The organism is Actinomadura sp. 9N407 (genome assembly GCF_044326315.1).
Lineage (GTDB): Bacteria > Actinomycetota > Actinomycetes > Streptosporangiales > Streptosporangiaceae > Spirillospora.
This window is the reverse complement of sequence record NZ_JBIRAW010000043.1, coordinates 56488-80842: the sequence shown is the minus strand read 5'-3', so window position 1 is coordinate 80842 and position 24355 is coordinate 56488. Positions and strand designations below refer to the sequence as shown.

General features: G+C 72.8%; 21 protein-coding genes. 6 read left to right on the top strand and 15 right to left on the bottom strand.

Going from position 1 to position 24355, the window contains the following annotated elements:
• Positions 1-79 precede the first annotated feature (79 nt).
• Positions 80-1168: a tRNA 2-thiouridine(34) synthase MnmA gene (gene mnmA, locus ACH34Q_RS42025; RefSeq protein WP_395988800.1), complete on the bottom strand. Its 1089-nt coding sequence runs from the start codon at positions 1166-1168 to the stop codon at positions 80-82.
• Positions 1169-1247: 79 nt separating this feature from the next.
• On the opposite strand from mnmA, the gene ACH34Q_RS42020 reads away from it, so the two are divergent.
• Entirely contained in the window at positions 1248-2387 is a 1140-nt protein-coding gene (locus tag ACH34Q_RS42020; RefSeq protein ID WP_395988799.1) for a DUF695 domain-containing protein, read from the top strand.
• A 74-nt stretch (positions 2388-2461) separates the two neighbouring features.
• Here ACH34Q_RS42020 and ACH34Q_RS42015 read toward each other — a convergent pair whose 3' ends face one another.
• Positions 2462-3292 (bottom strand): DUF1206 domain-containing protein, encoded by an 831-nt coding sequence (locus ACH34Q_RS42015; RefSeq protein WP_395988798.1) that lies wholly within the window; start codon positions 3290-3292, stop codon positions 2462-2464.
• A 74-nt stretch (positions 3293-3366) separates the two neighbouring features.
• A complete protein-coding gene (locus ACH34Q_RS42010; protein WP_395988805.1) occupies positions 3367-4521 on the bottom strand; it encodes a cysteine desulfurase family protein in 1155 nt (384 codons plus the stop codon).
• Between the two features lie 187 nt (positions 4522-4708).
• Here ACH34Q_RS42010 and ACH34Q_RS42005 point away from each other — a divergent pair, with 187 nt between their 5' ends.
• The 3 genes from ACH34Q_RS42005 to ACH34Q_RS41995 all read left to right on the top strand — a co-directional run bounded on the left by ACH34Q_RS42005 (position 4709) and on the right by ACH34Q_RS41995 (position 8458).
• Entirely contained in the window at positions 4709-5230 is a 522-nt protein-coding gene (locus ACH34Q_RS42005; protein ID WP_395988797.1) for a TetR family transcriptional regulator, read from the top strand.
• A 137-nt stretch (positions 5231-5367) separates the two neighbouring features.
• Complete coding sequence (locus ACH34Q_RS42000) at positions 5368-6591, top strand: MFS transporter (protein ID WP_395988796.1); 1224 nt, start codon at positions 5368-5370, stop codon at positions 6589-6591.
• A 58-nt stretch (positions 6592-6649) separates the two neighbouring features.
• Positions 6650-8458 carry a serine/threonine-protein kinase gene (locus tag ACH34Q_RS41995; RefSeq protein WP_395988795.1) on the top strand — a complete coding sequence of 603 codons (1809 nt, stop codon included), beginning with the start codon at positions 6650-6652 and terminating at the stop codon, positions 8456-8458.
• Here the strand turns inward: ACH34Q_RS41995 and ACH34Q_RS41990 are convergent.
• From ACH34Q_RS41990 to ACH34Q_RS41940, 11 genes are all read right to left on the bottom strand, one after another.
• The gene (locus ACH34Q_RS41990) at positions 8422-10470 is read right to left on the bottom strand and encodes a DUF4129 domain-containing transglutaminase family protein (protein WP_395988794.1); all 2049 of its coding nucleotides are present in this window, start codon (positions 10468-10470) and stop codon (positions 8422-8424) included. The genes ACH34Q_RS41995 and ACH34Q_RS41990 overlap by 37 nt on opposite strands.
• Entirely contained in the window at positions 10467-11591 is a 1125-nt protein-coding gene (locus tag ACH34Q_RS41985; RefSeq protein WP_395988793.1) for a DUF58 domain-containing protein, read from the bottom strand. The genes ACH34Q_RS41990 and ACH34Q_RS41985 overlap by 4 nt, the downstream gene beginning before the upstream one ends.
• On the bottom strand, positions 11588-12679 hold the full coding sequence (locus ACH34Q_RS41980; protein ID WP_395988792.1) for an AAA family ATPase: 1092 nt from the start codon (positions 12677-12679) through the stop codon (positions 11588-11590). Before ACH34Q_RS41980 ends, ACH34Q_RS41985 begins: the two co-directional genes overlap by 4 nt.
• 378 nt (positions 12680-13057) lie before the next feature.
• Complete coding sequence (locus tag ACH34Q_RS41975) at positions 13058-14008, bottom strand: electron transfer flavoprotein subunit alpha/FixB family protein (protein ID WP_395988791.1); 951 nt, start codon at positions 14006-14008, stop codon at positions 13058-13060.
• Between the two features lie 24 nt (positions 14009-14032).
• Entirely contained in the window at positions 14033-14812 is a 780-nt protein-coding gene (locus tag ACH34Q_RS41970) for an electron transfer flavoprotein subunit beta/FixA family protein (RefSeq protein WP_395988790.1), read from the bottom strand.
• 318 nt (positions 14813-15130) lie between these two features.
• Positions 15131-16447 carry a phosphotransferase gene (locus tag ACH34Q_RS41965; RefSeq protein ID WP_395988789.1) on the bottom strand — a complete coding sequence of 439 codons (1317 nt, stop codon included), beginning with the start codon at positions 16445-16447 and terminating at the stop codon, positions 15131-15133.
• A 212-nt stretch (positions 16448-16659) separates the two neighbouring features.
• Entirely contained in the window at positions 16660-18753 is a 2094-nt protein-coding gene (locus ACH34Q_RS41960) for a serine/threonine-protein kinase (RefSeq protein WP_395988788.1), read from the bottom strand.
• A gap of 100 nt (positions 18754-18853) precedes the next feature.
• Positions 18854-19645, bottom strand: coding sequence for a serine/threonine-protein kinase (locus tag ACH34Q_RS41955; RefSeq protein ID WP_395988787.1), 792 nt, complete (start codon positions 19643-19645; stop codon positions 18854-18856).
• A 116-nt stretch (positions 19646-19761) separates the two neighbouring features.
• The gene (locus tag ACH34Q_RS41950) at positions 19762-20700 is read right to left on the bottom strand and encodes an acyl-ACP desaturase (protein WP_395988786.1); all 939 of its coding nucleotides are present in this window, start codon (positions 20698-20700) and stop codon (positions 19762-19764) included.
• A gap of 330 nt (positions 20701-21030) precedes the next feature.
• Entirely contained in the window at positions 21031-21798 is a 768-nt protein-coding gene (locus tag ACH34Q_RS41945) for an SDR family NAD(P)-dependent oxidoreductase (protein ID WP_395988785.1), read from the bottom strand.
• Between the two features lie 9 nt (positions 21799-21807).
• Positions 21808-22467 (bottom strand): NADPH-dependent F420 reductase, encoded by a 660-nt coding sequence (locus tag ACH34Q_RS41940; protein WP_395988784.1) that lies wholly within the window; start codon positions 22465-22467, stop codon positions 21808-21810.
• Between the two features lie 124 nt (positions 22468-22591).
• Between ACH34Q_RS41940 and ACH34Q_RS41935 the strand changes: the two genes are divergently transcribed.
• Together ACH34Q_RS41935 and ACH34Q_RS41930 are read left to right on the top strand one after the other, a co-directional pair.
• On the top strand, positions 22592-22981 hold the full coding sequence (locus tag ACH34Q_RS41935) for a winged helix-turn-helix transcriptional regulator (RefSeq protein ID WP_395988783.1): 390 nt from the start codon (positions 22592-22594) through the stop codon (positions 22979-22981).
• A gap of 40 nt (positions 22982-23021) precedes the next feature.
• Positions 23022-23444 (top strand): hypothetical protein, encoded by a 423-nt coding sequence (locus ACH34Q_RS41930; protein WP_395988782.1) that lies wholly within the window; start codon positions 23022-23024, stop codon positions 23442-23444.
• A gap of 10 nt (positions 23445-23454) precedes the next feature.
• Here the strand turns inward: ACH34Q_RS41930 and ACH34Q_RS41925 are convergent, their stop codons facing one another.
• The gene (locus tag ACH34Q_RS41925; RefSeq protein ID WP_395988781.1) at positions 23455-24291 is read right to left on the bottom strand and encodes an enoyl-CoA hydratase/isomerase family protein; all 837 of its coding nucleotides are present in this window, start codon (positions 24289-24291) and stop codon (positions 23455-23457) included.
• Between the last annotated feature and the right edge of the window lie 64 nt (positions 24292-24355).

Below are 24355 nucleotides of genomic sequence, written 5' to 3'. Positions count from 1 at the left end.
CCCCGTGGCTTCCCCGCCCAACACCCCACGAGTCAACAAAGATCGGCGGGCGGCACGGCGGAGGGTCGTGATCACCGCGCTAGGCGGGGACGCGGGCGGTCTCGCCGATCGTGGCCGAGGCGAGCACCCGGTCTCCCGCGTACAGCACCGCGGCCTGCCCGGCCGCCACACCCTGCGCGGGCTCCGCGAGCCGGATCCGTACCCGCTCATGGCCGGGCTCACCCTCGGGCTCGGCGACGCAGTCGTACACCTCGCCGTGCGCCCGCAGCTGCACCTGGCAGCCGAACGCGCCGTCCGGCCGTTCCGCGAGCCAGACCGGGCGGTCGGCGATGATCTCGTCCACGTCCAGGGCCTCGCGCGGCCCCACCGTCACGGTGTTGGTCACCGGCGAGATGTCCAGGACGTAGCGCGGCCGTCCGTCCGCCGCCGGGGTCCCGATCCGCAGGCCCTTGCGCTGCCCCACGGTGTACGCGTACGCGCCCTCGTGCTCGCCGACCTCGGTGCCGGACTCGTCCACGATCGGGCCTGGCGCCGTCCCCAGCCGGCTGGCGAGGAAGCCGCGGGTGTCACCGTCGGCGATGAAGCAGACGTCGTGGCTGTCGGGCTTGTCGGCCACCTGCAGCCCGCGCCGCTCCGCCTCGGCCCGGATGTCGGCCTTGGCGGTGTCGCCCAGCGGGAACATCGCGTGCGCCAGCTGCTCGGGCGTGCACACGGCCAGGACGTACGACTGGTCCTTGCCCATGTCGACGCCGCGCCGCAGCACGCCGCCGTCCAGCTGCGCGTAGTGCCCGGTGCAGACCGCGTCGAAGCCCAGCGCCAGCGCCCGGTCCAGCAGCGCGGTGAACTTGATCTTCTCGTTGCAGCGCAGGCACGGGTTGGGCGTACGGCCCGCCGCGTACTCCTCGACGAAGTCCTGCACCACGTCCCGGTCGAACCGTTCGGCGAGGTCCCACACGTAGAACGGGATCCCGATCACGTCGGCGGCGCGGCGGGCGTCCCGGGAGTCCTCCTGGGTGCAGCACCCCCGCGCGCCCGTCCGGTACGACTGGGGGTTTCTGGACAGCGCCATGTGGACGCCGGTCACCTCGTGGCCGGCCTCGGCGGCGCGGGCGGCGGCCACGGCGGAGTCGACGCCGCCCGACATGGCGGCGAGTACGCGCAAAGTCATAACGTTCCCAGAGTAAGCGCTCCAGCGGTGCCGCCGGTGCGATGCCGGGCCCTGGTTACCGCGTACGATGAGCGACGCTATGGGAATCTTCCGCCGTCCCCGCGAGACGAACGCCGCCGCGCCCGCTTCGATCAGCGAGTTCTGGGAGTGGTGGGCCCAGGCCCGCCCGCAGATCGAGGCATCGCTGAACGATCCGGGCGAGGCCGACCATCCGACCGGCCTCCAGAGTGAGGACCGGCCGGCCGACGGCCGGCCGAGCGACGGCCAGCCGAGTGAGGGCCTGCCGAGTGAGGGCCTGCCGACCTCGATCGTCGAGGAACTGTCCAGCCGGGTCCAGAAGATCCATCCCGAGCTCCAGTGGGAGATCGGCGGCGGCGAGGACGAGACCCCGATCCTGACCGTGACCGGTGCGGGCGATCCTGAGCTGCGCGGGCTGGCCGAGCGCTGGTACCGGGCCGCTCCGCGCGGCGCGGCGGCCGGCGGCTGGCGGTTCCATCCGGCGCGGCAGGCCGATCCCGAGATGCTGGAGCACAAGCTGCTCCTGGGCGACCACGAGTTCGACCTCGACTACGTCAAGCTCGGAATGCGCGCCGACGCCGGCCGGGCCCGGGTGCACATCTCGGCCTACCACCCCGACTTCCTGTTCGTGTCCGATGAGCAGCGGTTCCAGGTCGCCAGGCACGTGCTGGACTGGTCGATGGGCGAGGACGACGTGGCGCGCTGGATCGGCGAGATCACGATCGCGATCGAGGCGCCGGTGGACGCGCTGGCGCCCTCGATGCTGCCCGCCGTGGTCGAGCAGATCGCCGAGCCGTTCGGCGAGCCGGCCTGGCTGACCGGCGAGGGCCGCACGCCGCGCGGCCACCCGGCGCGGCTGGGCGCCCGCTTCCCGCTGCACCGCCAGGACTACCCGCTCTGCGACCTGCACGTGGCGATCTCGCTGCCGTACGCGCACAGCAATCCCGACCGGCTCCCGGTGGAGCCGTCGGCGGGGGCGCTGCGCAAGTTCGAGAAGAAGATCGCCGGGCTGGGCGACCGGGCCGTGCTGGCCGTACGGGAGACCGGTGACGGGCTGCGGGTGTTCCACCTGTACGCCGACCCCGACTCCGGTGTGATCGCCGAACTGGACCAGCTCGCGGCAGCCTGGAGCGAGGGCAAGGCCAAGGTCGCCTCGACCAACGACCCCGGCTGGCGTGCCCTCACCCCCTACCAACCGTAGTTTCCAAAGCCGGGCCTATTTCCAAAGCCCCGGCGCGCGGTGGCTGAGGCCACGTTTCTGAGGTTCGGCGCGTGTCAGTTGCTGGCGTCGACCTTGCGCCAGCGGGCCTCGCAGAAGGCGTAGATGCCGAAGACGGCGAGGCCAGCGGCCACGGCGGCCAGTAGTAGGGGGCCGGCGGGCGTGGCGGCGAACTCGCGGAGCGTCCCGTCCAGTCCCTTGGCCTGACCGGGGTCATGGCGGAGCGCGGCGTAGGCCAGGAAGACGCCGATGCCGCCGAGCAGGAGGCCGCGGGCGCAGTTGCCGACCACGCCCAGCGGGATGACGGCCTTGCGCACGAACGCGGTCATCCGGGCCCTGTCCAGCTCGTCCAGGAACTTGCGGCGGGCCGCGTGCCAGCCGACCACGGCACCGCAGACGATGAACCCGGCGCCGACCGCCAGCACCAGCCAGCGGCCGCCCGGCTCGTCCATCGCACGGGCGGTGAACGCGCGTGACTGCTGGTCGGACGATTTGCCGCCGATCCCGATCGCGAAGCCCAGCGCCCCGATCAGGCCGGCCAGGTAGATCAGCGCCCGCGCGAACGCGAAGGCGCGGTTGTGCGGCTTGTCGCCGCCGGGTACGGGACGCCCGTACCGCGCCTCGGCGATCTGCCAGAGCACCAGCCCGGCGAAGCCGGCGACCATCACCCACACCGCGATGATCCCGCCGGGGCCGCCGACCACGGTCTCCAGCGCGCCGCGCTGGTCGGCCTCGGGCCCGCCGTGTCCGGACGCGATCTGTACCGCCAGCCAGCCGATCAGCACGTAGACGACCCCGCGCGCGGCCAGCCCCGTCCGGATCAGATGGTGGAACCACCGGTGGCCCACGGTCTTGCGCCAGCCGCTGTCCGCCACGTTCTCCGCCATCCGCGGGCAGTCCCCGCCAGGCAGGGCGGCAAACATCCGGAAAGTTCGGTAAAGCCGAGGAAGGTCGGTAAAGCTCAGGAAAGACCTGCGCGGCGGGCGCGCTCGACCACGGGGCCGATGGCGTCGGCGAGCGCCTTGACGTCCGCTTCGGTGGAGGTGTGGCCGAGCGTGAAGCGCAGCGAGCCGCGGGCGCGGTCGGGGTCGGCGCCCATCGCCAGCAGTACGTGGCTGGGCTGGGAGACCCCGGCGGAGCAGGCCGAGCCGGTGGAGCACTCGATGCCGCGCGCGTCCAGCAGCATGAGCAGCGCGTCGCCCTCGCAGCCGGGGAACGAGAAGTGCGCGTTGCCCGGCAGCCGTTCATGCTCGTCGCCGTTGAGCAGCGCGTCGGGGACGGCCGAGCGGACGGCGCCGATCAGCCGGTCGCGGAGGGCTGCGAGCCGGCGGGCCTCGCCGTCGCGGCGGGCGACCGCGGTCTGCGCGGCGGCGGCGAATCCGGCGATGGCCGGGGTGTCGAGCGTTCCGGAACGGACGTCGCGCTCCTGGCCGCCGCCGTGCAGCACCGGCACCGGGTCGACACCCTTGCCGAGCAGCAGCGCGCCGACGCCGAGCGGGCCGCCGAGCTTGTGCCCGCTCAGCGTGAGGGCGTGCGCGCCGCTGGGATGGAAGGCGACCGGGAGCTGGCCCGCGGCCTGGACCGCGTCGGTATGGAACGGGATGCCGTGCTCGCGGGCGATCGCGGCCAGTTCGGCGATGGGCTGGACGGTACCGACCTCGTTGTTGGCCCACATGACGGTGATCAGCGCGACGTCCGGGCCGATCATCTCGCGCAGCGCGGCGGGATCGACCCGGCCGCGCTCGTCCACCGGGATCCAGTCGACCTGCGCGCCCTCGTGGTCGCCGAGCCACTGCACGGTGTCCAGGACGGCGTGGTGCTCGACGGCACTCGCCAGAACGCGGGTCCTGGCCGGGTCGGCGGCGCGGCGGGCCCAGTAGATCCCCTTGACCGCCAGGTTGTCGGCCTCGGTGCCACCGGAGGTGAACACGACCTCGCTGGGCCGGGCGTCGAAGATCTCGGCGATGATCTCCCGGGACTCCTCCACCACCCGGCGGGCGCGGCGGCCCACGGCGTGCAGGGAGGACGGGTTGCCGAGCTCGCCGAGCTCCGCCGTCATCGCCGCGATGGCCTCAGGCAGCATCGGGGTCGTCGCCGCATGGTCGAGGTAGGTCACCACGCGGTCAACAGTATCCGCGCCCAGAACGTTCCCTTCCGGCGGCATGTCCTGTGATCGCGAGCACGGGTTTCATCGCGAGCACGGGGTTCATCGCGCGCGTTCGCCGCAGGGTGATCGACCGCACAGGGGTTTCCGGTTTCCGTCGATTGCTACTGTACCGTCCGGTCGGTACAGTAGAGGGGCCATGAAGAAGAACGCCCTCCTCGACGCCGCCGAGGCCCTGCTGTCCGAGCAGGGCACCCAGGCGCTGACGCTCACCGCGGTCGCGGACCGCGCCGGCGTCAGCAAGGGCGGGCTGCTCTACCACTTCTCCTCCAAGGAGGCCCTGGTCAAGGGCCTGGTCGCGCGAGTGATCGAGGAGTTCGACACGCTGGTCGCCGAGCACGAGGACGGCGCCCCCGGCTCGTACACCCGGGCCTACGTCGAGGCGACGTTCGAGGTCCTCACGGGAGAGGCCCGCGCGTACCGGCGGTGGTCGGCCATCATGGCCGCGGCGACCGATCCGGACCTGGCCGCCCCGCTGAACGAGGCGATGGCCCGCTGGCACGGGCGCACGGCCGCCGAGGACCCCGACCCGGTCGCGGCGATGATCGTACGGCTGGCCGCCGAGGGCCTGTGGGAAGTCGTCAGCCACGCCCCCGAGCTGTACGACGCCGCGCAGCTCGAAGCGCTGAAACAGCGCATGCTGGCCCTCGCCCGGCGATAGACCCGCCGCGCCGGACCCCCTGCAGTACCCCCTTCTTGTCTTGATCGGGCCCTGAGGCCCTCTTCGCCGCGTGCGGCCCCAAGGCCCCGCTGCCCCCACGAGTAGAGAAACGCGACGAGTAGAGAAAGAGGTGAACGATGCTGTTCCGCGCGCGTCTTGGAACGTTCCTGACCTTCGCACTGGCAGGGCTGCTCACGGGAGTGTGGGTGGCCCGGATGCCCGCGCTGGCCGAGAAGTTCGGTACCAGTGAGGGCGAGGTCGGCATCGTCGTCCTCGTCTGGGGACTCGGCGCGATCGTCACCATGCAGGGCCTGCGCGCGGTCATGGCGCGGGCCGGGAGCCGGCCGGTGCTGAAGGTGGCACTGCCGCTCACCGCGGTCGCGTACGCGCTGGTCGCGGTGGCACCGACGTACGGGCTGCTGCTGGCCGCCGTGGCGTTCTTCGGCATGACGTTCGGGATCACCGATGTCGCGATGAACGCCCAGGGCAGCGTGGTCGAGCAGGCGTACCGCCGCCCGATCATGAGCGGGATGCACGCCGGCTGGTGCGTGGGCGCGATGAGCGGCGGCCTGTTCGGTGTCGCCACCGCCGCCGGCGGTCTCGGCTTCACCGAGACCGTGCTGATCGCCTCGATCGTCGCGCTGCCCGCCGGGCTCGCGGTCAGCCGTACCTACCTGGCCGACCCGCCGCCGCCCGCCGGCGACGGCTCGGGGCGGCGTGCCCGGATGCCGGTCGCGGTCTACCTGATCGGCGCGCTGGCGTTCATCGCGTTCATGACCGAGGGGTCGATCGCCGACTGGAGCGGCCTGCTGCTGCACGACGAGATGGGCGCCACCCAGGCGGTCGCGGCGCTCGGGTACCCGATGTTCGAGCTGGCCATGCTGATCGGGCGGCTCACCGGGGACCGGGTACGGGCCCGCATCGGTACCCGCCGCCTCCTCACCGGCGCCGGGATCGGCACCGCCCTGAGCATGACCGTCGTCGTGCTCGCCCCGAGCGCGCCGGTGGCCGTCGCCGGGTTCTTCCTGACCGGCCTGGTCGTCTGCACGGTCGTCCCGACCACGATCTCGCTGGCCGGAACGGCGGCCCCGGACCGTCCCGCCGCGGCCGTCGCCCAGGTGGGCGCGATGGGGTACGGCGGTCTGCTGCTCGGCCCGGTCGTGGTCGGCTTCCTGGGCGATGCCACCTCGCTGCGCGTGGGCGTGGGCGTGACCGTCGTGCTGGCGCTGCTGATCGCGGTCGGTGCCCGGTACGTCCCGCTGGGCGGCGCCATCGGCGAGCCCGTCGCCGTCCCGGCGCCCGGCTCCACTCCCGGTCCGGCTCCCGAGCGGGAGCCCGAACCCGAGCCCGTGGCGGCCTGATCACCGGAATTGCTGTATAACGCCTCTCGGTTGATCGGAAGGGCGATCAGGAGGCGGGATGGGCGAGTGGCGGATCCAGGGCTACAGCGAGCTGCGCGTTCTCGGCGAGGGGGCGCAGGGGCGGGTGGTGCTGGCCCGGCATGACGGCACCGGCCGTACCGCCGCGATCAAGTACCTGTCGTCCAGGCTGCACGAGGACGCCGAGTTCCGGGCGCGGTTCCGGAGCGAGGCCGAGCTGCTGCTGCGGCTGCGCGACCCGCATATCGCCGCGCTGTACGGCGTGGTGGAGAGTCGCGACGGCGCCGCCATCGTCATGGAGGCGGTGGACGGCGCCTCGCTCAAGGCGGTGCTGGCCGAGCGCGGTGCGCTGGGGCCCGAGGCCGCGCTGACCGTACTGAAGGGTTCCCTGCAGGGGCTCGCGGCCGCGCACGGGCTCGGCATCGTGCATCGCGACTACAAGCCCGCCAACGTGATCGTGCGCGGGGACGGGGTCAGCAAGCTGATCGACTTCGGGATCGCGGTCGACGCGGGCGAGGCGGGCCACGCGGGGACGCCGGTCTACATGGCGCCCGAGCAGTGGCGCGGCGAGCCCGTCTCGCCCTCGACCGACGTGTACGCGGCGACCTGTGTGTTCTTCGAATGCGTGACCGGACGGCGGCCGTACGCCGGTGGCGAGCAGGCCGCGCTGATGCACCGGCACCTGACCGAGGCCGTCCCGGTCGACGCCGTGCCGGGGCCGCTGCGCCCGCTGATCGAGCAGGGGATGGCCAAGGATCCCTGGGCACGGCCGGCGGGCGCCGCCGCCTTCGTCGCCGAGCTGGAACGGCTGGCGTCCACCGAGTACGGGACGCAGTGGGAGCAGCGGGGCGTGCGCGGCCTCGCTGCGGCGGCCGCGGCGGTGGCGGCGCTCTTCCCGCTCGCCGCGCTCGGCCTCGCGCCGGCGGGTGCGGCCGCCGTGGGCGCCTCGGGCGCCGCGGGTGCCGCAGGTGCGGGCAGCGGCGCGGCCGGCGCCGCCGGTGGCGGAACGGCCGGCGCAGCCAGTGGTGGAATGGCCGGCGCGGCGAGCACCGGGATCGGGATCAAGGGCGCGGCCGTCATCGCGGGTTCGGCGGTGGCCGTCGCGGGTGGCGGCGCCGCGGTGTACGTCGCCGCCGACGAGCCCGAGCCGCCACCCCTGACCATCGCACTCGCCGCTCATCAGCAGACCGCGGGACCGCTCCAGGTGAACGGGCGGCTCGTCCACGTCAAGGGCGGCGCCGACCCGGCCCTCACGCGCCGCATCAACGCTGCCCTGCGCGCACCGGCGGACACCCGTACGGCCGAATACCAGCGGGCGCTGGTCCTGGACGCGCAGCGGCCCGAAGGCCAGGGCAAACCGCCCTCCACCTCGTCGGTCAAGCCCGGAATACGCCTGAACGGCCCGCGCTACCTGTCGGTCCGGTACGACTTCACGCTGAGGTCCGAGCGGCTGTCGCACTCCAGCTGGAGCCGCGCCCGTACGGTCACGGTGGACCTCAAGACCGGCAAGGCGCTGCGGGCGGCGGACCTGTTCCTGCCCTCGGCACTGAGCGGCGAGGGGCTGCGGACGCTCTCCCAGCGGATCGGCGAACGAGGGGTGGAAACCTGCTTCGGCGACCGGCCACCGCCGCTCGACCGTCCCGATCTGGACAGTGCCAACGTGCAGTTCGCGCTCGCTCCGCGCGAGCTGGAGGTGCTCGTGGACGCGCCGGGACTCGACACCTACATCATGGCCTGCGGCCAGCCCACGATCCGGATCCCGTACGACGCGATCACCGGCCTGCTGCGGCCGGAGGTCGTGAAGGCTATCCCCTACCCGCCTTCGAGCCGTCCTTCCGGCCGCCCCTGAGCCCGTCCCGCAGACCGTCCCTCAGGGCGGGCTTGGGCCGGGGCTACGGCGGCCGAGGCGAGCAGCAGGACCGCGCGGGGCGTACCGACGTCGGCGACGAGGGCCCGGACGACCCGCGCCCGCGAGTCCGGCGGTGCGGGTCCGGGTGCGTACCGGGCCCGTTCCGCGTCGGCCGCGACCTCCGCGACATGCGGCCCGATCCTGGCCAGCCGTTCGCGCAGCTCGGTCAGCGTGGTGTCGGGGGTGACCCGGGCGCCGGAGTGGGTGGCGAGGCGTTCCAGCAGCTCGCCGCCGTGCCGGCGGCCGCGGTGCCCGCGGCGCCGGAGGACGAAGGCCACGGCGATGATCAGGACGAGGCTGAGCCCGGCGAGCGGGGCGGCCGAAGCGCGGCCGGTGTCCTCGGCGGGCGGCGGCGTCAGCGGGTCGACCTCGGCCGCGACCTCGGCGTCGGCGGCCGGGGTGGGATCGAACGGTACCCACCCCTGTCCCTCGAAGTAGACCTCGATCCAGGCGTGGGCGTCGGTGTCGCGCACCTTGTAGAGGCCGTCCTCGGACTTCCCGGTGGCGAACCCGGCGACCACCCGGGTCGGTACGCCGGCCAGCCGCAGCAGCAGTGCGGCGGCACCGGCGAAGTGCTGGCAGTAGCCGGTGCGGTCGTACAGCAGGAAGTCCAGCAGCGGGAAGCCGACGGTCTCCGGTACGTCGGTGGAGTAGCGGAAGCGGCCGCCCTCGGTCAGGTAGCGCTCGATCCGTTCCACGACCTCGTACTGCGTCTTGGCCCCGGCGGTCAGCTGCTGGGACAGGTTGAGCACGTCGCGCATCGCGGGAACGCGGCGCAGGAAGCGCTCCAGGCCCGGTGAGACGTCGGGGTACGAGCCGTACTCGCCCAGGCGCCCCGCCAGCCGCTCGCCGCCCCACCGGAACCACAGGTTGGTGTACGGGCGGAGCCGGTGGTCGGTGGCCGGGGGCGCGGCGCGCAGGGCCGCCGGGTCGACCCGCACCATGTCGGAGCGGACGCGGTACGTGTCGTCCTGGCGCGGTTGCGGGATCACCCGGCGCGCGTCGCCGGGCATCGTGTCGATCTTGCCGGCGGCGACGATCGAACGGATCCGTCCCGGCGCCACCACCTGCGAGTCGCGCAGGCCGCGGACCGTCACCTCGATGTCGACGGTCTCGGCGGCGGGCTCGGGCAGCTCGGCCCGGACGACGCCGCCGCCGACCTCCCAGCCGCGCCAGCCGTACCGTTCGAGCACCTGCATCCGCCACAGCGCGGGCCGCGGCGAGGTGACCTCCAGCATCGTGGCACCGGAGCGCCGGTCGTCGATCGGGCCGTAGCTCTGCGTGGTGTTGAGCGTCTGGAACTGCGGCTCGCGGCCGACCATGTCGTCGAAGTCCAGCCACTGCGTGCGCGGCCCGATGGCGTGCGCGGCCGAGGCCGCGACGAGCGCGGCGGCCGTACCGAGCGCGAGCACCGGGATCGCGGCCCGGCGCGGCGCGAACCACAGCAGCCCGGCGACCAGCAGCACAGCGCCGGGCCAGGCGGTCTCGTCGCTCTGCCGGATCGCGGTGGCTATCAGCCAGGGCATCGCGAGGATGGTGAACGCCGTGAGCAGGCGCAGCGAACCGGCCTGCTTGGGCGCGGCCAATGCGGCGGCCGTGATGAGCACGACGCCGGTGGCGAGCAGCCATACCGAGCGGGTACCGATGTCACCGGCCCGCTCACCGGGGACGAGCAGCGCCAGCTCGCGCACACCGTCCGTCAGGGCGAGCACGAGCGTGTCCCAGGAGGTCGGCCACAGCCAGCCCTTGGGCGCGCCCCCCGCGAGAAGTGCAGCGGGCGCCCAGGCGAGATACGCGAGCGGTACGAGTCGTGCCGGGAACCGTTGCGCCGCCAGCACCACCACGGCGAGCACCGCGACCGGCACCGTCCACAGCACCCGCCATCCCAGCAGCGGTATCCAGGCCGCAAGGGTCACGACCGCCGCGAGCAGCAGCCCCGCCGCGCGCGTCATCGGACCGGCTCCCGATCCCTGGACGGCCCGTTCAGCGCGTTGACGAAGCCCAGCGCCTCTTCGGACGGCAGCGCGACGACACCGCGCGGCAGCGGCGCGCGCGGTGGCCCGAGGTCCAGTCCGGGCGGTACGTGGATGACCGAGGAGGCGCGCCCGCCCGGCGGCCGGACCGCCGGGCCGTGTCCCTCGTCCAGCACGGCGAGGCGGCGGCGCACGGCCCGCCAGGACGGGTCGTCCAGGGCGGCCATCGGGCTCTCGGCGCCCGGCAGCAGGACCTCGCAACCGCCGTCGCGAGCCAGCGCCAGCACGCAACCGGCCGCGGCCCGCGCGACCCAGTCGACCGCACGCGGATCGACCGATTCCGTAGCTCCTGCGAGGCCGGTACTTCCCGCAGGGCCCGTACTTCCTGCGGGGCCCGTGCCGCCGGCGGGGCCAGAGGTATCGACGATCACCAGGGGCAGGCCGGACGGCGGGGCGGCGAACCGGCGTTCCTGCAGCTCGACGCCGCGCGCCAGGGACGCCCAGTGGATCCGGCTGATCGGGCTGCCCGGAACGTAGGGGCGCAGCCCGTCCGGCTCCAGGTCGTCGGCGCGGGCGGCGCGGGGCGGGACCGTCCGGACGTCGGGGGCGGGCTCGGGCAGGACGAGCACGGGCTCGGCGGTCCCGGCGGTGAGCGGCCGGCGGAGGATGCCCAGGGGGTCGCCGACCCGCATCCTGGACGGGCCTAGCACGTACGCGCCCCGGCGTCCCACGTACAGCTCCACGACACCGCCGCGCCGGTCCAGCGGGATCCACTCGCCCTGGCCGCCCCGTACCTCCAGCCTGGCGGGCACCCAGGCGGGAAGCCGGACCTTGAACTCCAGCAGCAGCGGCTCGTCCTCGCTTGCCTCCCGTACGGGGACGGTCCGGACGACCGACAGCCGGCCACCCGCCAGGACGGTGATGAGCACGCTGCCCACGACCGTCAGCACCAGGCCCACGGCCAGGGTGAACAGCGTGAGCGACGGCAGCGCGGCGGCGAGGCCGGCCAGCATCGCCGCCATCAGCAGCCACAGGGCCCAGCGTCCCGAGATCCGGCCGCGCTCGCGCCGGCGCGCCCACCGCCGGCCCCGTGGGCTCATCGGGCCCGGACCTGCCGTACGGCGTCCTCGACGATCTCGTACGTCGCGCCCACCGGGGCGGCGCCGGTGCGCTGCAGCCGGTGTGCCAGCACGGGCAGGGCCAGCGCCTGGACGTCGTCGGGCAGCACGAACGCCCGCCCGTTCATCGCGGCGCGGGCGCGGGCGGCGGCGAGCAGCAGCAGGCCGGCGCGCGGGCTCGCCCCGACCTCGGCCAGCGGATGCTCGCGGGTGGCGGCCAGCAGCTCCACCACGTACCGCAGCAGCGGGTCGGCGGCGTGCACCTCCGCGACCGTCTCCTGCGCCGCCAGCAGCTGGGCCGGGTCGGTGACCGCTGCCGCGGCCGGTTCGGGCCCCGCCCGCAGCAGCGCCATCTCCTGGTCGGCGCTCGGGTAGCCGAGCGAGACCACGGCCAGGAACCGGTCGAGCTGGGCGGGCGGGAGCGGGTACGTGCCGTCGTAGCCGGCCGCCGGGTTCTGGGTGGCGATCACCAGCATCGGACGGGGCAGCGGGCGGCTCTCGCCGTCCACGGTGACCTGGCGCTCCTCCATGGCCTCCAGCAACCCGGACTGGGTCTTGGGGGTGGCGCGGTTGATCTCGTCGACGAGCACGACGTTCGCGAACACCGGTCCGGGCCGGAACTCGAACCCGCCGGTGTCGGCACGCCACACGTTCGCGCCGACGATGTCGGCCGGGAGCAGGTCGACGGTCGCCTGCACGCGCGCGAAGCGGCCGTCGAGGGTACGGGCCAGCGTCCGGGCGAGCTGGGTCTTGCCGACGCCGGGATGGTCCTCCACCAGCAGATGGCCGCCCGCGAGGACGGTCGCGAGGACGACCTCCAGCACCTCGGCGGGCATCCGTACCGCGTCCAGGACGGCGGCGCGCAGCCGGTCGCCCAGCGCGCCGACGTCGTCGACGGTCAGGCTCACCGGCTCGCGCGGGCCGACCGGCAGGGGGCGCGCCGGGGTCAGCCGGCCGTGCGGCCCCGCCGGCGTCGTACGGGAGTGTCCGTTGCGATCGGGGATCGCACCGCGTTCGGGAATCGCGGCACGCTCAGGGATCGCGCCGCTGCGTTCGGGAATCGCTTCCATGGCTCCCTTGAGGTCTGCGGTCACCGCTCGCACTGACAACGCGGCTGGGCCGCCGTACCGTTCCAATCCGGCGCCCGCCGCTCGATCCGGACTTCACCGCGCCATCCGGCGTTCACCCCTCGATCCGCTCTTCACCGCTCGATCCGGTGTTCATCGCTCGATCCGGTGTTCATCGCTCAATGTGGTGTTCGCCGGGAAACGGCCGCGAAAACCTCCGAACGGCGATACCGGTCGTACGGTGGCCCCGCCCCGCGCAACGCAGTGTTCCCGTCGGTGCCGAAAAGCCACATAAAACCGGAGGCCCCGGAAAAGCCGGAACGGCCGGGACGCCTGTGCGTCCCGGCCGTTCCGCTTGCGGCAGCTGTGAGCCCTAGAGCGTCACTTGCGCTTGGTGATCTCCTCGGTGAGCTGCGGCGCCACCTGGAACAGGTCACCGACGATGCCGTAGTCGACCAGCTCGAAGATCGGCGCCTCGGGGTCCTTGTTGATGGCGACGATGGTCTTCGAGGTCTGCATGCCGGCGCGGTGCTGGATGGCACCGGAGATACCGACGGCGATGTAGAGCTGTGGCGACACGGTCTTGCCGGTCTGGCCCACCTGGAACTGGTGCGGGTACCAGCCGGCGTCGGTCGCGGCGCGCGAGGCGCCGACGGCCGCGCCGAGCGAGTCGGCCACCGCCTCGATGATGGAGAAGTTCTCCGCACCGCCGACACCGCGGCCACCGGAGACGACGATCGCCGCCTCGGTGAGGTCGGGGCGCTCGCCCTTCTCCTGGACGACCTTCTCCACGATCCGGGCGCCCTTGTCGGCGTCCGACAGCGTCACCGACACCTGCTCCTCGACCGGCGTCGCGGGCGAGGCCTGCGGCGCGACCGAGTTCGGCCGGACGGCGATGATCGGCGTACCGGCGTTGACCTTGGCGTGCGCGATGATGCCGCCACCGAAGATCGAGTGCTCGGCGACCAGGCCCTCGGTGACGTCCACGACGTCGGTGAGGACACCGGAGCCGGTCTTCACCGCGAGCCGGCCGGCGACCTCCTTGCCCTCGGCCGTCGCGGAGACGAGCACGGCGGCGGGCGCCTTCTCGTTCACCAGCTGGGCCAGCAGGGCGGCCTTCGGGGCGACGACGTAGGAGTTCAGCTCCTCGTCGGCGGCCACGTAGACCTTGGCGGCGCCGTACTCGGCCAGCCTGTCCTTGGCACCCTCGTACCCCGGACCGATCCAGACGGCGGCGGGTTCGCCGTGCCGGGCGGCCAGGGTCAGCAGCTCGAGGGTGACCTTCTTGACCTCACCGTCGACATGGTCGACGAGGACGAGAATCTCAGCCATTGTTTCTGTGCTCCCCTTCCTCGCTCAGACGAACTTCTTCGACGCGAGGAACTCGGCGATCTTCGCGCCGCCGTCGCCCTCGTCGGTGACGATCTGACCCTGCGCCCGCGGCGGTGCCTCGGCGAAGTCCACCACCGCGGTGGCGGCGTTGGCCAGGCCGACCTGGCCGGCCTCGATGCCGGCATCGGCGATGCCCAGCGTCTCGACCGGCTTCTTCTTCGCCGCCATGATCCCCTTGAACGAGGGGTAGCGCGGCTCGTTGATCTTCTCGACCACGCTCACGACCGCGGGCAGGCTCGCCTCGACCTTGTCGTAGCCGTAGTCGGTCTGCCGCTGCACCTTGATCGCGGTGCCGTCGATCTCGACCTTGTTGGCCTGCGACAGCTGGGCGACGCCCAGCCGCTCGGCGAGCATCGCGGCGAGCACGCCGGTGCGCGCGTCGGTGGACTCCGAGCCCAGGATCACCAGGTCGAAACCGGTGCGGCCGAGGGCCTGCTGGATGGCGTACGACGTCTGCAGCGCGTCGGAGCCGGTCAGCGCGTCGTCGACGAGGTGCACGGCCTTGTCCGCGCCCATCGCGAGGGCCTTGCGGATCGAGTCGGTCGCCTTGTCGGGGCCCATGGTCAGAACGGTCACCTCGCCGTCATGGGCCTCCTTGATGCGCAGCGCCTCCTCGATGGCGTACTCATCGAGCTCGTTGATGACACCGTCCGCGGCGGCACGGTCGAGCGTGCTGTCCTCGGACTTCAGCTTGCGCGGGCTCTCCGTGTCGGGAACCTGCTTCACCAGGACGACGATGTTCATGGCCGGTGGCCGACCTCCCTGCACTCTTCTTGGCCGCTGGGGTAAGCGGCAGAGGTGGGCGCCGCCCATGGTGGGTCGACGCGGTCTGGAATGCGTTAGCACCTCACAGCCTGCCAAAGACCCGAACGCGCTTCGGCCCCGGGTCCCCGTTTCGGCCGTGCACCACAAATGTTACCGATCGGTAGCCTCGTGGCAAATCCCAGCTGAGGAGACCTTACCCACGCACCGGGACGCCCTGGTCCACGGCTCCCGCCCAGTGACCCCCGTGACGCAGATCACTTCCGAGCCGCCGCCGGATCACCGCAGGTCACCACCGGATCACTGCAGCGAGGCCTGCAGGCGTCCGATCGAACCCTCCAGCGAACTCTGCAACCCGTACATCGGAGCCAGGCTCGGCGTCACCGAGATCGCCGCGACGACCGCGCACAGCGCCAGCACGCCGAGCACGATCCCGGCCGGGGCGATGCGGTGCGGCACGCGCGCCACCGACGCGAACACCTTCTCCAGCTGCCGGCGCGGACCCGTGACCCCCGGACCCGCCCACAGGACCGCGACCGCCGCGCCCGCGCCGAACGCGACGGCGCCCAGTGGATCGACCTCCATCTCGAACACCGCCAGCCCGGCGAGCCCCAGCGTCACCACGGTCCCCGCCACGGCCGCGTACGGCACCGTCGCCGCCGTACGGCCCAGGGCCCGGCCCATACCGTCAGAGGTCGCCCGCAGGGCCACCACCGCCACCAGGGACAGCCCGACACCCGCCAGCGGCATAGCGATCGCGACACCGACCGCGATGACGACCACCATCGCCGTCAGCAGCCGCGCCCAAGCCCGCGCGACCGCCATCTCGCGCGCCTTCCTGCGGTCGTGCGGCTGGTGCGGCCCGTTCTGGTCTGGGGACTCGTGCTGGGCTTGGGGCTCGTGCTGGGACCGTACGGACGGCGATGCGAGGGCCGGCTCTTCCTGCGAAGGCGCAGGCGCCGGGACCACAGGCGGCGCGGCCGGGCCCGTCCTGGAAACGGGGGCTACGGCGGAAGGGGCGAGCTTGATGGCCGCCACGGAGTCGGCGAGTTCGGCGGCCGTGATGGCGCCGGCGGGATCGGACGCCGCCCGCAGCAGCGGGCGCAGCGCGGCCGGAACGGCCTCACCGGCGGCGGCACAGGGGTCGGCGGCCTCCAGGCATCGCGGGTCGGCCGTGGCGGCGAAGGCGATGTTGGCGGCCCAGGCGCGCAGGTCCTGGGCGGGCTCGCCGGGAACGATCCCGAAGTCGATGACGACCGGGGCCCCGTCCACGACGAGGATGTGGTCGGGCCGCAGATCCCCGTGGACCAGCCCCGTCGCGTGGATGGCGGCGAGGGCCTTCGCCAGCCCGAGGGCCATCCGGCGGAGCTCGGCACCCTGGAACGGGCTCGGCAGCGACTCGTCCAGCGGCCTCCCCGGAACGAACCGGCTGACGACGTAGGGCCGCTCGTGCTCGCCATCGCCGTCGAGCACGTCGACGACGTACGGGCTCCGTACCTGGCGCATCCGCGCAACGTCGTACGAGCCCGGAGGCAGCAGCCGGATCGCCACGTCGCGGCCGTCCGGATCGGCCGCGCGATGGACGACCCCGACACCACCGCCCACCCGATCGAGCAACCGGTAGGACCCGATGCGCCGCTGGTGTCGCGTTTCCCCGCTGGTTTCACCGCTCATAAGGCTCGCCACCCTACCGATCATGAGACGCCCTATCAGGCGTGTCCCGGAAGGCGGTGGGATGAGATCTCGAAGTGTCCTCAGCCACCGCGCGAGCCGCGCTCGCACAGGAACCGGTCAGGTGCGAGCCGCCAGGCGAGCACCTGAGCCGGGTCTTAAATGAACGGGACGCCGCCGCTGACCAACTCGCGGATGTCGGCGCGCAAGTCTTCGAGGTTCTGCGACATGCCGTCCAGCGGGGTGGTGTCGGGCGGCTGCTGCTGCGACAGGATCACCAGCACGGTCGCGAAGATGCCCAGGATCAGGGCGCCCGCCAGCGCCGCCTCCGTACGCGGCAGCACCCCGCCCCACACCCGGGCCAGCTGGCGGCGCGGCGCGCCGCTGCCCGGCGCCAGGCTGAGCAGCAGGATCACGGCCATGCAGGAGTAGGCGATCGCCCGCGAGGCGGTCATGTCGGGCGCGGCGAACATGAGCACCACGAGCAGGATCAGCCCCGCCAGGATGCTCAGCCCGCCCAGCAGCAGCGTCATCATCAAGGCACCGGGCAGGTGCAGTGGTGTCTTGAACGCGGCGGCCATCACGTCGCCGGAACGCGGGCCGCGCCGGGTCCGCTTGCCTTCCATGCCCTTGGCGGCCTTGTCGCCCGCCCTCAGCACCAGCACGCCCACGACCGTGACGGCCACGGCGATCGCCGGGACGATGTTGGCGAAGCCGAGCAACGCGACCAGGACGATGAAGCTGAGCACCCGGTACCAGCCGTACGGCTTGGGCGCGTCCTTGCCGTCCGGACGTGCCCCGGGACGCTGCGCCTCCCCCGGCCGCTGGTCGGGCCTCGGCTGCGTACCGCGCCCGTACGGGTCGTACGGGGCGGGCTGCCCAGGCGGAGGAGCGCCCCGCTGGAGCGCGCCGCCCTGCGGCGGCTGCTGTGCCTGCGGAGGTTGCTGGGTGTGCGGAGGCTGCTGTGTCTGCGGAGGCTGCTGGTACGGCGAGTAGGACGCCTGGTCGTACCAGCCCTGGTCGTACCGCTGCCCCGTCTCGTACGGGCTCGGCCCGGGCGGCGGCACCGGCGGCGGCGCGGCCGGGGGCAGCATGCCCTTGAAGTCCTTGGGCTGCGACGGGACGGGCGCGGCCGGGATGGGCGCCGGAACGGGTGCCGCAGCACCGGCGCCCGTTGGACCCGTGCCTGGGGCGCCCGTGCCTGCGGGACCCGTGCCTGAAGGACCCGTGCCTGAAGGACCCGTGCCTGAAGGACCCGTGTACGAGGGGCCCGGCTGGGACGTCGACGGCGGCATGGAGAAGGTCTGGGCGTGGTCGGTCGGGGGCCGTTCGGTCGGCTGCGAGGTCGAGGGGGCCGCCGCGGACGCGGACGCGGCCGGGGCGGCCTGCGCGGCTCCGTCCGGGAGCGTGTAGTGCTCGTCGACCCGGGTCTGGTCGGTGAGCGTGGCCTCGAGGTGGATCTTGCGGGTGATCTGGACCAGGCCGACCGCGGTGGGCCGTTCGGCGGGATGGCGGGCCATCGCCGAGCGCAGCACCGGCAGCAGCCCCTCGGGGACGCCGTCCAGATCGGGGCTCCCCGACATGATCTTGTAGAAGATCGACTCGAACGTCCCGGAGCCGAACGGCGGCCGTCCGGTGGCGCCGTAGGCCACCGTGCCGGCCCAGGCGTGCACGTCCGACGCCGCGCCCGCGTCCTCGCCCTCGATGATCTCGGGGGCCAGGTAGCCGGGGGTACCGATGACCATCCCGGTGGCGGTCAGCCGGGTCGCGTCCGCGCCCTGCGCGATGCCGAAGTCGATGACCACCGGCTCGCTGTCGACCAGCATGACGTTGCCCGGCTTGAGGTCGCGGTGGATGATCCCGGCGCCGTGGATCGCCGACAGCGCCGAGGCCAGCCCGACCGCCAGCCGCTGCAGGGACCGCCCGTAGATCGGGCCGGCCTCCTCCACCTGCTCCTCGAGCGTGCGCCCCGGTACGTACTGGGTGACGATGTAGGGCCGGTCGGCGGTGACGTCGGCGTCGAGGATCTCGGCGACGTGCGGGCTGTGCACCCGCCGCATCGAGTCGACCTCGCGGGCCAGCCGGCGGCGCGCGGTGGCGTCACCCGCGACGGCGGGCCGCAGCACCTTGATGGCGACGTTGCGTCCCTCGGGATCGGCGCCGAGGTACACGACGCCCATACCGCCCTCCCCCAGAGTCTCCTGGACGCGGTAGTGGCCGATGCGCTCCCCGGACGTGGCAACCCCCTTCATCGTTTTACGGAACCCTACCTTCGCCTCTCGGGCCAGGCGGTGCGCCATGGCCGTTCCGCATGGCCGCCGTGCGCGGCATGCGGGTCCGGCCGCAGGTGGGCTATGCCGCCACCACCCGTCCGGATTGGTCCGGCTCGCCGCTCGCCTGGGCGAGCGCGCCGGCGAACCACCGGGCGGTCGGCCGCGCCGCCGGGTCGCGCCGCAGGCCGAGCGGCAGCAACTCCGCCAGCGGCCCGGAGATCCCGTCGAGGTCGTGCTCGCCGCGCAGGATGCGAAAGCAGGTGCCGTGCAGCGATCCCCGGCCGAACGGCGGGCGCCCGGTGGCCGCGCAGGCCAGCGTGGCGGCCCAGGAGAACACGTCCGAGGCGGCCGTCGCCGGCTCGCCCTCGATCAGCTCCGGGGACAGGTAGGCCGGGGTACCGACCACCATGCCGCGCTTGGTGATCTTGTCGGCGCCGGCGCCGTGCGCGATCCCGAAGTCGATCAGCGCGGGCCGGTCGCCGAGGACGATCACGTTCCCCGGCGCCATGTCGCGGTGCAGCACGCCCGCGTCGTGGACGGCCGCCAGGCCGAGCGCCAGCCGCCGCGCCAGCCGGAGCAGGCGCGCGCCGCGGAACGGCCCGTAGGCCGCGACCAGGTCGCCGAGCGGCTGGCCGGGCACGTACTGCATCACCACGTACGGCCGCTCCCCCTCCACGTCGCCGTCCAGAAGCCGCGCCACGTACGGGCTGCGGACCCTGGCCTGGGTGGCCATCTCGCGGGCGAGCCGCCGGCGTCCCTCGGGCTCGGCGGCGTACTCGGCCATGAGCTCCTTGACCGCGACCTCGCGGCCGGCGGAGTCCATGGCCAGATGGACGACCGAGGTGCTCCCCCGGCCGATCTCGTCCAGCAACCGATACCCGCCCAGTCGCCGATTCGTCCCCATAATCCCTATGACGCCGGAAACACGGCATACGTTCCGATCGTTCGGGGCCTGGCCGCCGAGCCGGGCCGCCGAGCCGGGTGGGGTCAGCCGGCGGCGCGGGCCGCCCGGCGGGCGCGGCGCTCCTCGCGGCGGTCCTCGAACTTGGTCGCGGCGGCGTCGAGCTGGCTCAGGAACTCGGCCAGCTCCTCGCGGGCCTTGTCGCCGTCGTCGCTGAGGTCGGTACGGTCGAAGACGCCCCACTTGCGCAGTACCGGCGTGAGCACGTCGTCATGGTGCAGCCGCAGGTCGTAGATGCCCGCGTTGGCGATCACCACCGACTTGCGCAGGAAACCCTCGATGCTGTGCCCGGGCATCTCGAACGCCTTCACCACATCGGTGATCGCCCGCATCGTCTCGTTGGGCGCCAGCTCCAGGCAGGCGGCCAGCAGGTTGCGGTAGAAGATCATGTGCAGGTTCTCGTCGGCCGCGACGCGGGTGAGCATCTGCTCGCAGAGCGGCTCGCCCGACGCCCTGCCGGTGTTGCGGTGCGCCACCCGGGTGGCCAGCTCCTGGAACGACACGTACGCCGCCCCGTGCAGGAACGAGGTGCCGTGCGTCGCCTCGTACCCCACCTCCATGTGGTGCATCCGGGCCCGCTCCAGCGCCACCGGGTCGACCGCGCGGGTCACCGTGAGGTAGTCGCGGATGACGATGCCGTGCCGGTTCTCCTCGGCGGTCCAGCGGTTGACCCACGTCCCCCACGCGCCGTCGCGGCCGAACACCTCGGCGATCGCGCGGTGGTAACCGGGCAGGTTGTCCTCGGTCAGCAGGTTGACGATGAGCGAATCGCGCGCCTCGCTGCTGATCTTGGAGTCCTCGATCGACCAGGCCTCGCCGCCGAGCATCTCGAAGTCGCGGCCCTGGCTCCACGGTACGTAGTCGTGCGGGAACCATTCCTTGGCGGTCGCCAGATGCCGGTCGAGCTCCTTCTCCACCACCGGCTCAAGGTCGAGCATCAGCTTGGTCTGGAACGTCTCGGGCATGCCTGCATCCTTCGCTGTACGAGTCGGGTCGCTGTACGAGTCAGGTGCCGTACGTCACGGCGGCCGCGTCAGCGGCTCCCCGTGTCAGCGGCACGAAGTGCGGTCCCAGCAGGTCAGTGCGATCGTCACACAACCTACTTGAGCGTAGGTTTCGATGCTCGCCACCCGTGTCCGCAACGTCAAGTCACAGCCTTCACAATCACGGCGGCCCATTTCTTGTAGACCTGCGCAGAGAAACAGGAGTGGCCCTTATCACTCGGTCATATTGAGCCCGGAGCCACCGGCCCTCACCCCAGTGTCACCTAAACCCAGGGTCACCTAAACCCAGGGTCACCTGGTTCCGGCGGCCTGCTGCCACATCCGGTTGGCGGCGGCCCTGAGGAGCGGCCGCGGCATCATCCGCAGCGCGGGCAGCACCGCCTTGTACTGGGCCCCCGGAACGCACAGCGCGCGTCCCGCCGAAACCGCGTCCAGACCGGCCTCGGCCACATCGGCTCGGCGGAGCCAGAGCAGGCCCGCCTCCGATTCCTCGTCCGTACGGGTGAAGCCAGGGCACAAGGCGGTGACATGCACGCCCTTGCCCGCCACCTCCGCGTGCAGGTTCTCCGAGAAGGCGCTGACGTACGCCTTGGTCGCCCCGTAGGTCGCGCTGCCGGGCGACGGAGCGAACCCCGCCATCGACGCCACGTTCAGGACCCCGCCGCGCCCCCGCGCGATCATCGCGGGGAGCGCGACATGGGTGAGGCGTACCAGCGCGACCACGTTCAGCTCGATCTCGCGCAGCTGGTCGTCCAGCGGCAGCTCGGCGAACGACCCGAACGCCCCGTACCCGGCGTTGTTGACCAGCAGCTCCACCGGATCCTCGCGCAGCCGCCGCTCGACGGCGCCGCGCTGCGCGGGATCGGTGAGGTCGGCGGCCACGACCTCGACCGCCACCCGGTACCGCTCGACCAGCTCGCGCGCCAGCTCGTCCAGCAGGTCCGCCCGCCGCGCCACGATCACCAGGTCGGCGCCGCGGCCGGCCAGGATCCGGGCGAAGCTCTCGCCGATGCCGCTGGAAGCGCCGGTGACGAGCGCCGTGCGGTACGCCTGATGCATGGCGGGATGCTAGCGGCTGGCCGACTCCGTTGCGATCGGTCCAACGCCTTCGGTAGCGATCTCTATCGGCGGGAACATCTCCCGCGGATCCCCCGGCCGCGGACCGCCGAAGTAGACACCGAGCGCGAACGCCGCCGAGGCCTCCAGCAGACCGGCCCGATCGAGCCCGCCGCCGTGCAGCGGCTCGCAGCCCATTTCCCGTACCAGCCGTTCGACCACCGCCACGGCCTCGGGATCGTCCCCGCAGAGCGGCACCCCCACGGGCGGCGGGGTCCGCCGCCACACGCTCTCGTGGCAGAGGTTGAACGCCTTCACCACCCGAGCGCCGGGGACCAGCTCCGAGATCCACCGGGCCATCGCGGGCCGCTTGAGCGTGAAGTCCGGCGGGCCCGTCGCGTTGGTGCAGTCGATGAGCACCCGCCCGTCCAGCGCTCCCGCCTGCCGCAACGCGTCGGCGACGCCCTCGTACCGGACGGCCAGGAGCACCGCTTCCCCGAACTCCGCCGCCTCCCTCAGCCCACCGCCCGTGGCTCCGGGCCCGATCCGTTCCGCAAGGGCGGCCGCCTTGTCCGGCGTACGCGCCCCGATCAGCACCTCGTGTCCGGCACGCGCCCACTGCGTCGCGAGGGCATCGGCCATGTTCCCGGCGCCCAGCACTCCGATCCGCATTCTGACCTCCCGGCCGTCGATTAACGTTCGATCCGGACGCTAGGCGTTCCGTTACGCACCTTCCGGTACGTAACGGCGCGGGCAGGATGAGGGTGAGATGACGGCCGGCATTGATCACAGAGGCATGGACCGCGTTTACATGGCCGACTGCCAGGCACGGCTCGGTTTCGACCTGCTCGGCGGCACCTGGACCAGCGTGGTGCTGTACGTGCTGCGCGAGGGCCCGCTGCGTCCGGGCGACCTGCGGGAGCGGATCGGCGGCATCAGCCACAAGGTGCTCACCGAAACGCTGCGCCGCCTCGAACGCAACGGCCTGGTCGTCCGGCACCGCTACGCCGAGGCCCCGCCCCGCGTCGAGTACGAACTGACCGCGCCCGGCCGCGGCCTGCTGGAGCCCATCCTGGCCCTCGGCCGCTGGGCCGAGCTGTACGCCGACGAGGTCGTCGACGCCCAGGAACGCGCCCTGCCCAGCGGCGCGGAATCCGGCTGGCGCACTCCCCGAACAGGCGCTTAACCAGGACATTCGGGCACTGCTGAAGGTCCGGCTGGACAACGTGGCCGCGATCATCGAACGCGTGCTGCGCACCATCGACCAGAACCCGGAGATCATCAGGGACATCACCCGGGGCGCGGGCTCGGCGCTGCGGGACATCGGCACCGGCACCGGCCAGAAACCGGAACGCCCCGAACGCGCGGACGTGGAGATCACCGCGACGGCCCGGGCGGACGAGCTGGTCTTCCGCGAGGCCCCCGAGGTGGACGCCGCCCACAGGGCCGAGCCCGAGGGCGAGTCCGCAGCGGGCAGCACCCGTACGAACCTGCCCGATCAGGTACGGGCGGGCACGACCTACCGCGACGTCCGCATCGACTTCCGCGTGGCCGCCGAGCTCCCGCCTACGTTGACTCGTGGCGTGTTCGCCTCTGGCCATGTCGATCCAGGCGAATACGCCACGAGTCAACATCCCGGGCGGCGGTGAAGGTCGCCGGTCAGCGGCCGGTGAACGTGGCCTTGCCGGGGCCCTCCTCCACGAAGCTGCGCATGCCTTCCTTCTGGTCGTCGGTGGCGAACAGCGCCGCGAACTGCGTCCGCTCGATCTCCAGCCCGGTACCGAGGTCGACCTCCCAGCCCGCGTCGATGGCCTGCTTGGCCGCCCGCAGCGCGATCGCCGGGCCGCCGACGAACGTCGCCGCCCACTCCTTCGCCGCCGCGTAGACCTGGTCGTCCGGTACGACCTTGTCCACCAGGCCGATCTCCAGGGCCTCGGCGGCGGGCACGTGCCGTCCCGAGAAGATCAGGTCCTTGGCCCGGGCCGGGCCGATCAGCCGCGCCAGCCGCTGGGTGCCGCCGGCGCCCGGGATGATGCCGAGCTGGATCTCCGGCTGGCCGACCTTGGCGCCCTCGCCCGCCACCCGGAAGTCGGCGGTCAGCGCCACCTCCAGGCCGCCGCCCAGGGCATAGCCGTTCACCGCGGCGATCACCGGCTTGGGGATCCCGGCCAGCGCCTTGGCGAAGTCCTGCAGCAGCCGGGAGTGCCCGCTGGACATCTCCGCGTACGACATCCCGGCCATCTCCTTGATGTCGGCGCCGGCCGCGAACACCTTCTCCCCGCCGTACAGGATCACCGCGCTGACCGTGGTGTCCTGCGTCACCTCGCGGGCCGCCTCGATCAGCTCGGTCTGCATCCGCGCGTTGAGGGCGTTCATCTTCGGCCGGTCCAGCCGGATCGTCGCGATGCCGTCCTCGACCTCAACCCGTACGAACTCCACAACGCCCTCCCATTGACCGCTCCGTCTTGATCGCTGCACGCACGAGCGTAACCGCATGCCCTGTCACACCCCGCTGGTACCTTCTTGACCGGCCATCTCAGCTGCACAACCAGGGGATTCT

Bases quoted from the DNA above. Each gene is read 5' to 3' on its own strand.
- mnmA (WP_395988800.1), bottom strand. From the start codon at position 1,168: ATGACTTTGCGCGTACTCGCCGCCATGTCGGGCGGCGTCGACTCCGCC.
- ACH34Q_RS42020 (WP_395988799.1), top strand. From the start codon at position 1,248: ATGGGAATCTTCCGCCGTCCCCGCGAGACGAACGCCGCCGCGCCCGCT.
- ACH34Q_RS42015 (WP_395988798.1), bottom strand. From the start codon at position 3,292: ATGGCGGAGAACGTGGCGGACAGCGGCTGGCGCAAGACCGTGGGCCAC.
- ACH34Q_RS42005 (WP_395988797.1), top strand. From the start codon at position 4,709: ATGAAGAAGAACGCCCTCCTCGACGCCGCCGAGGCCCTGCTGTCCGAG.
- ACH34Q_RS42000 (WP_395988796.1), top strand. From the start codon at position 5,368: ATGCTGTTCCGCGCGCGTCTTGGAACGTTCCTGACCTTCGCACTGGCA.
- ACH34Q_RS41995 (WP_395988795.1), top strand. From the start codon at position 6,650: ATGGGCGAGTGGCGGATCCAGGGCTACAGCGAGCTGCGCGTTCTCGGC.
- ACH34Q_RS41990 (WP_395988794.1), bottom strand. From the start codon at position 10,470: ATGACGCGCGCGGCGGGGCTGCTGCTCGCGGCGGTCGTGACCCTTGCG.
- ACH34Q_RS41985 (WP_395988793.1), bottom strand. From the start codon at position 11,591: ATGAGCCCACGGGGCCGGCGGTGGGCGCGCCGGCGCGAGCGCGGCCGG.
- ACH34Q_RS41980 (WP_395988792.1), bottom strand. From the start codon at position 12,679: ATGGAAGCGATTCCCGAACGCAGCGGCGCGATCCCTGAGCGTGCCGCG.
- ACH34Q_RS41975 (WP_395988791.1), bottom strand. From the start codon at position 14,008: ATGGCTGAGATTCTCGTCCTCGTCGACCATGTCGACGGTGAGGTCAAG.
- ACH34Q_RS41970 (WP_395988790.1), bottom strand. From the start codon at position 14,812: ATGAACATCGTCGTCCTGGTGAAGCAGGTTCCCGACACGGAGAGCCCG.
- ACH34Q_RS41960 (WP_395988788.1), bottom strand. From the start codon at position 18,753: ATGAAGGGGGTTGCCACGTCCGGGGAGCGCATCGGCCACTACCGCGTC.
- ACH34Q_RS41950 (WP_395988786.1), bottom strand. From the start codon at position 20,700: ATGCCCGAGACGTTCCAGACCAAGCTGATGCTCGACCTTGAGCCGGTG.
- ACH34Q_RS41945 (WP_395988785.1), bottom strand. From the start codon at position 21,798: ATGCATCAGGCGTACCGCACGGCGCTCGTCACCGGCGCTTCCAGCGGC.
- ACH34Q_RS41940 (WP_395988784.1), bottom strand. From the start codon at position 22,467: ATGCGGATCGGAGTGCTGGGCGCCGGGAACATGGCCGATGCCCTCGCG.
- ACH34Q_RS41935 (WP_395988783.1), top strand. From the start codon at position 22,592: ATGGACCGCGTTTACATGGCCGACTGCCAGGCACGGCTCGGTTTCGAC.
- ACH34Q_RS41925 (WP_395988781.1), bottom strand. From the start codon at position 24,291: ATGCGGTTACGCTCGTGCGTGCAGCGATCAAGACGGAGCGGTCAATGG.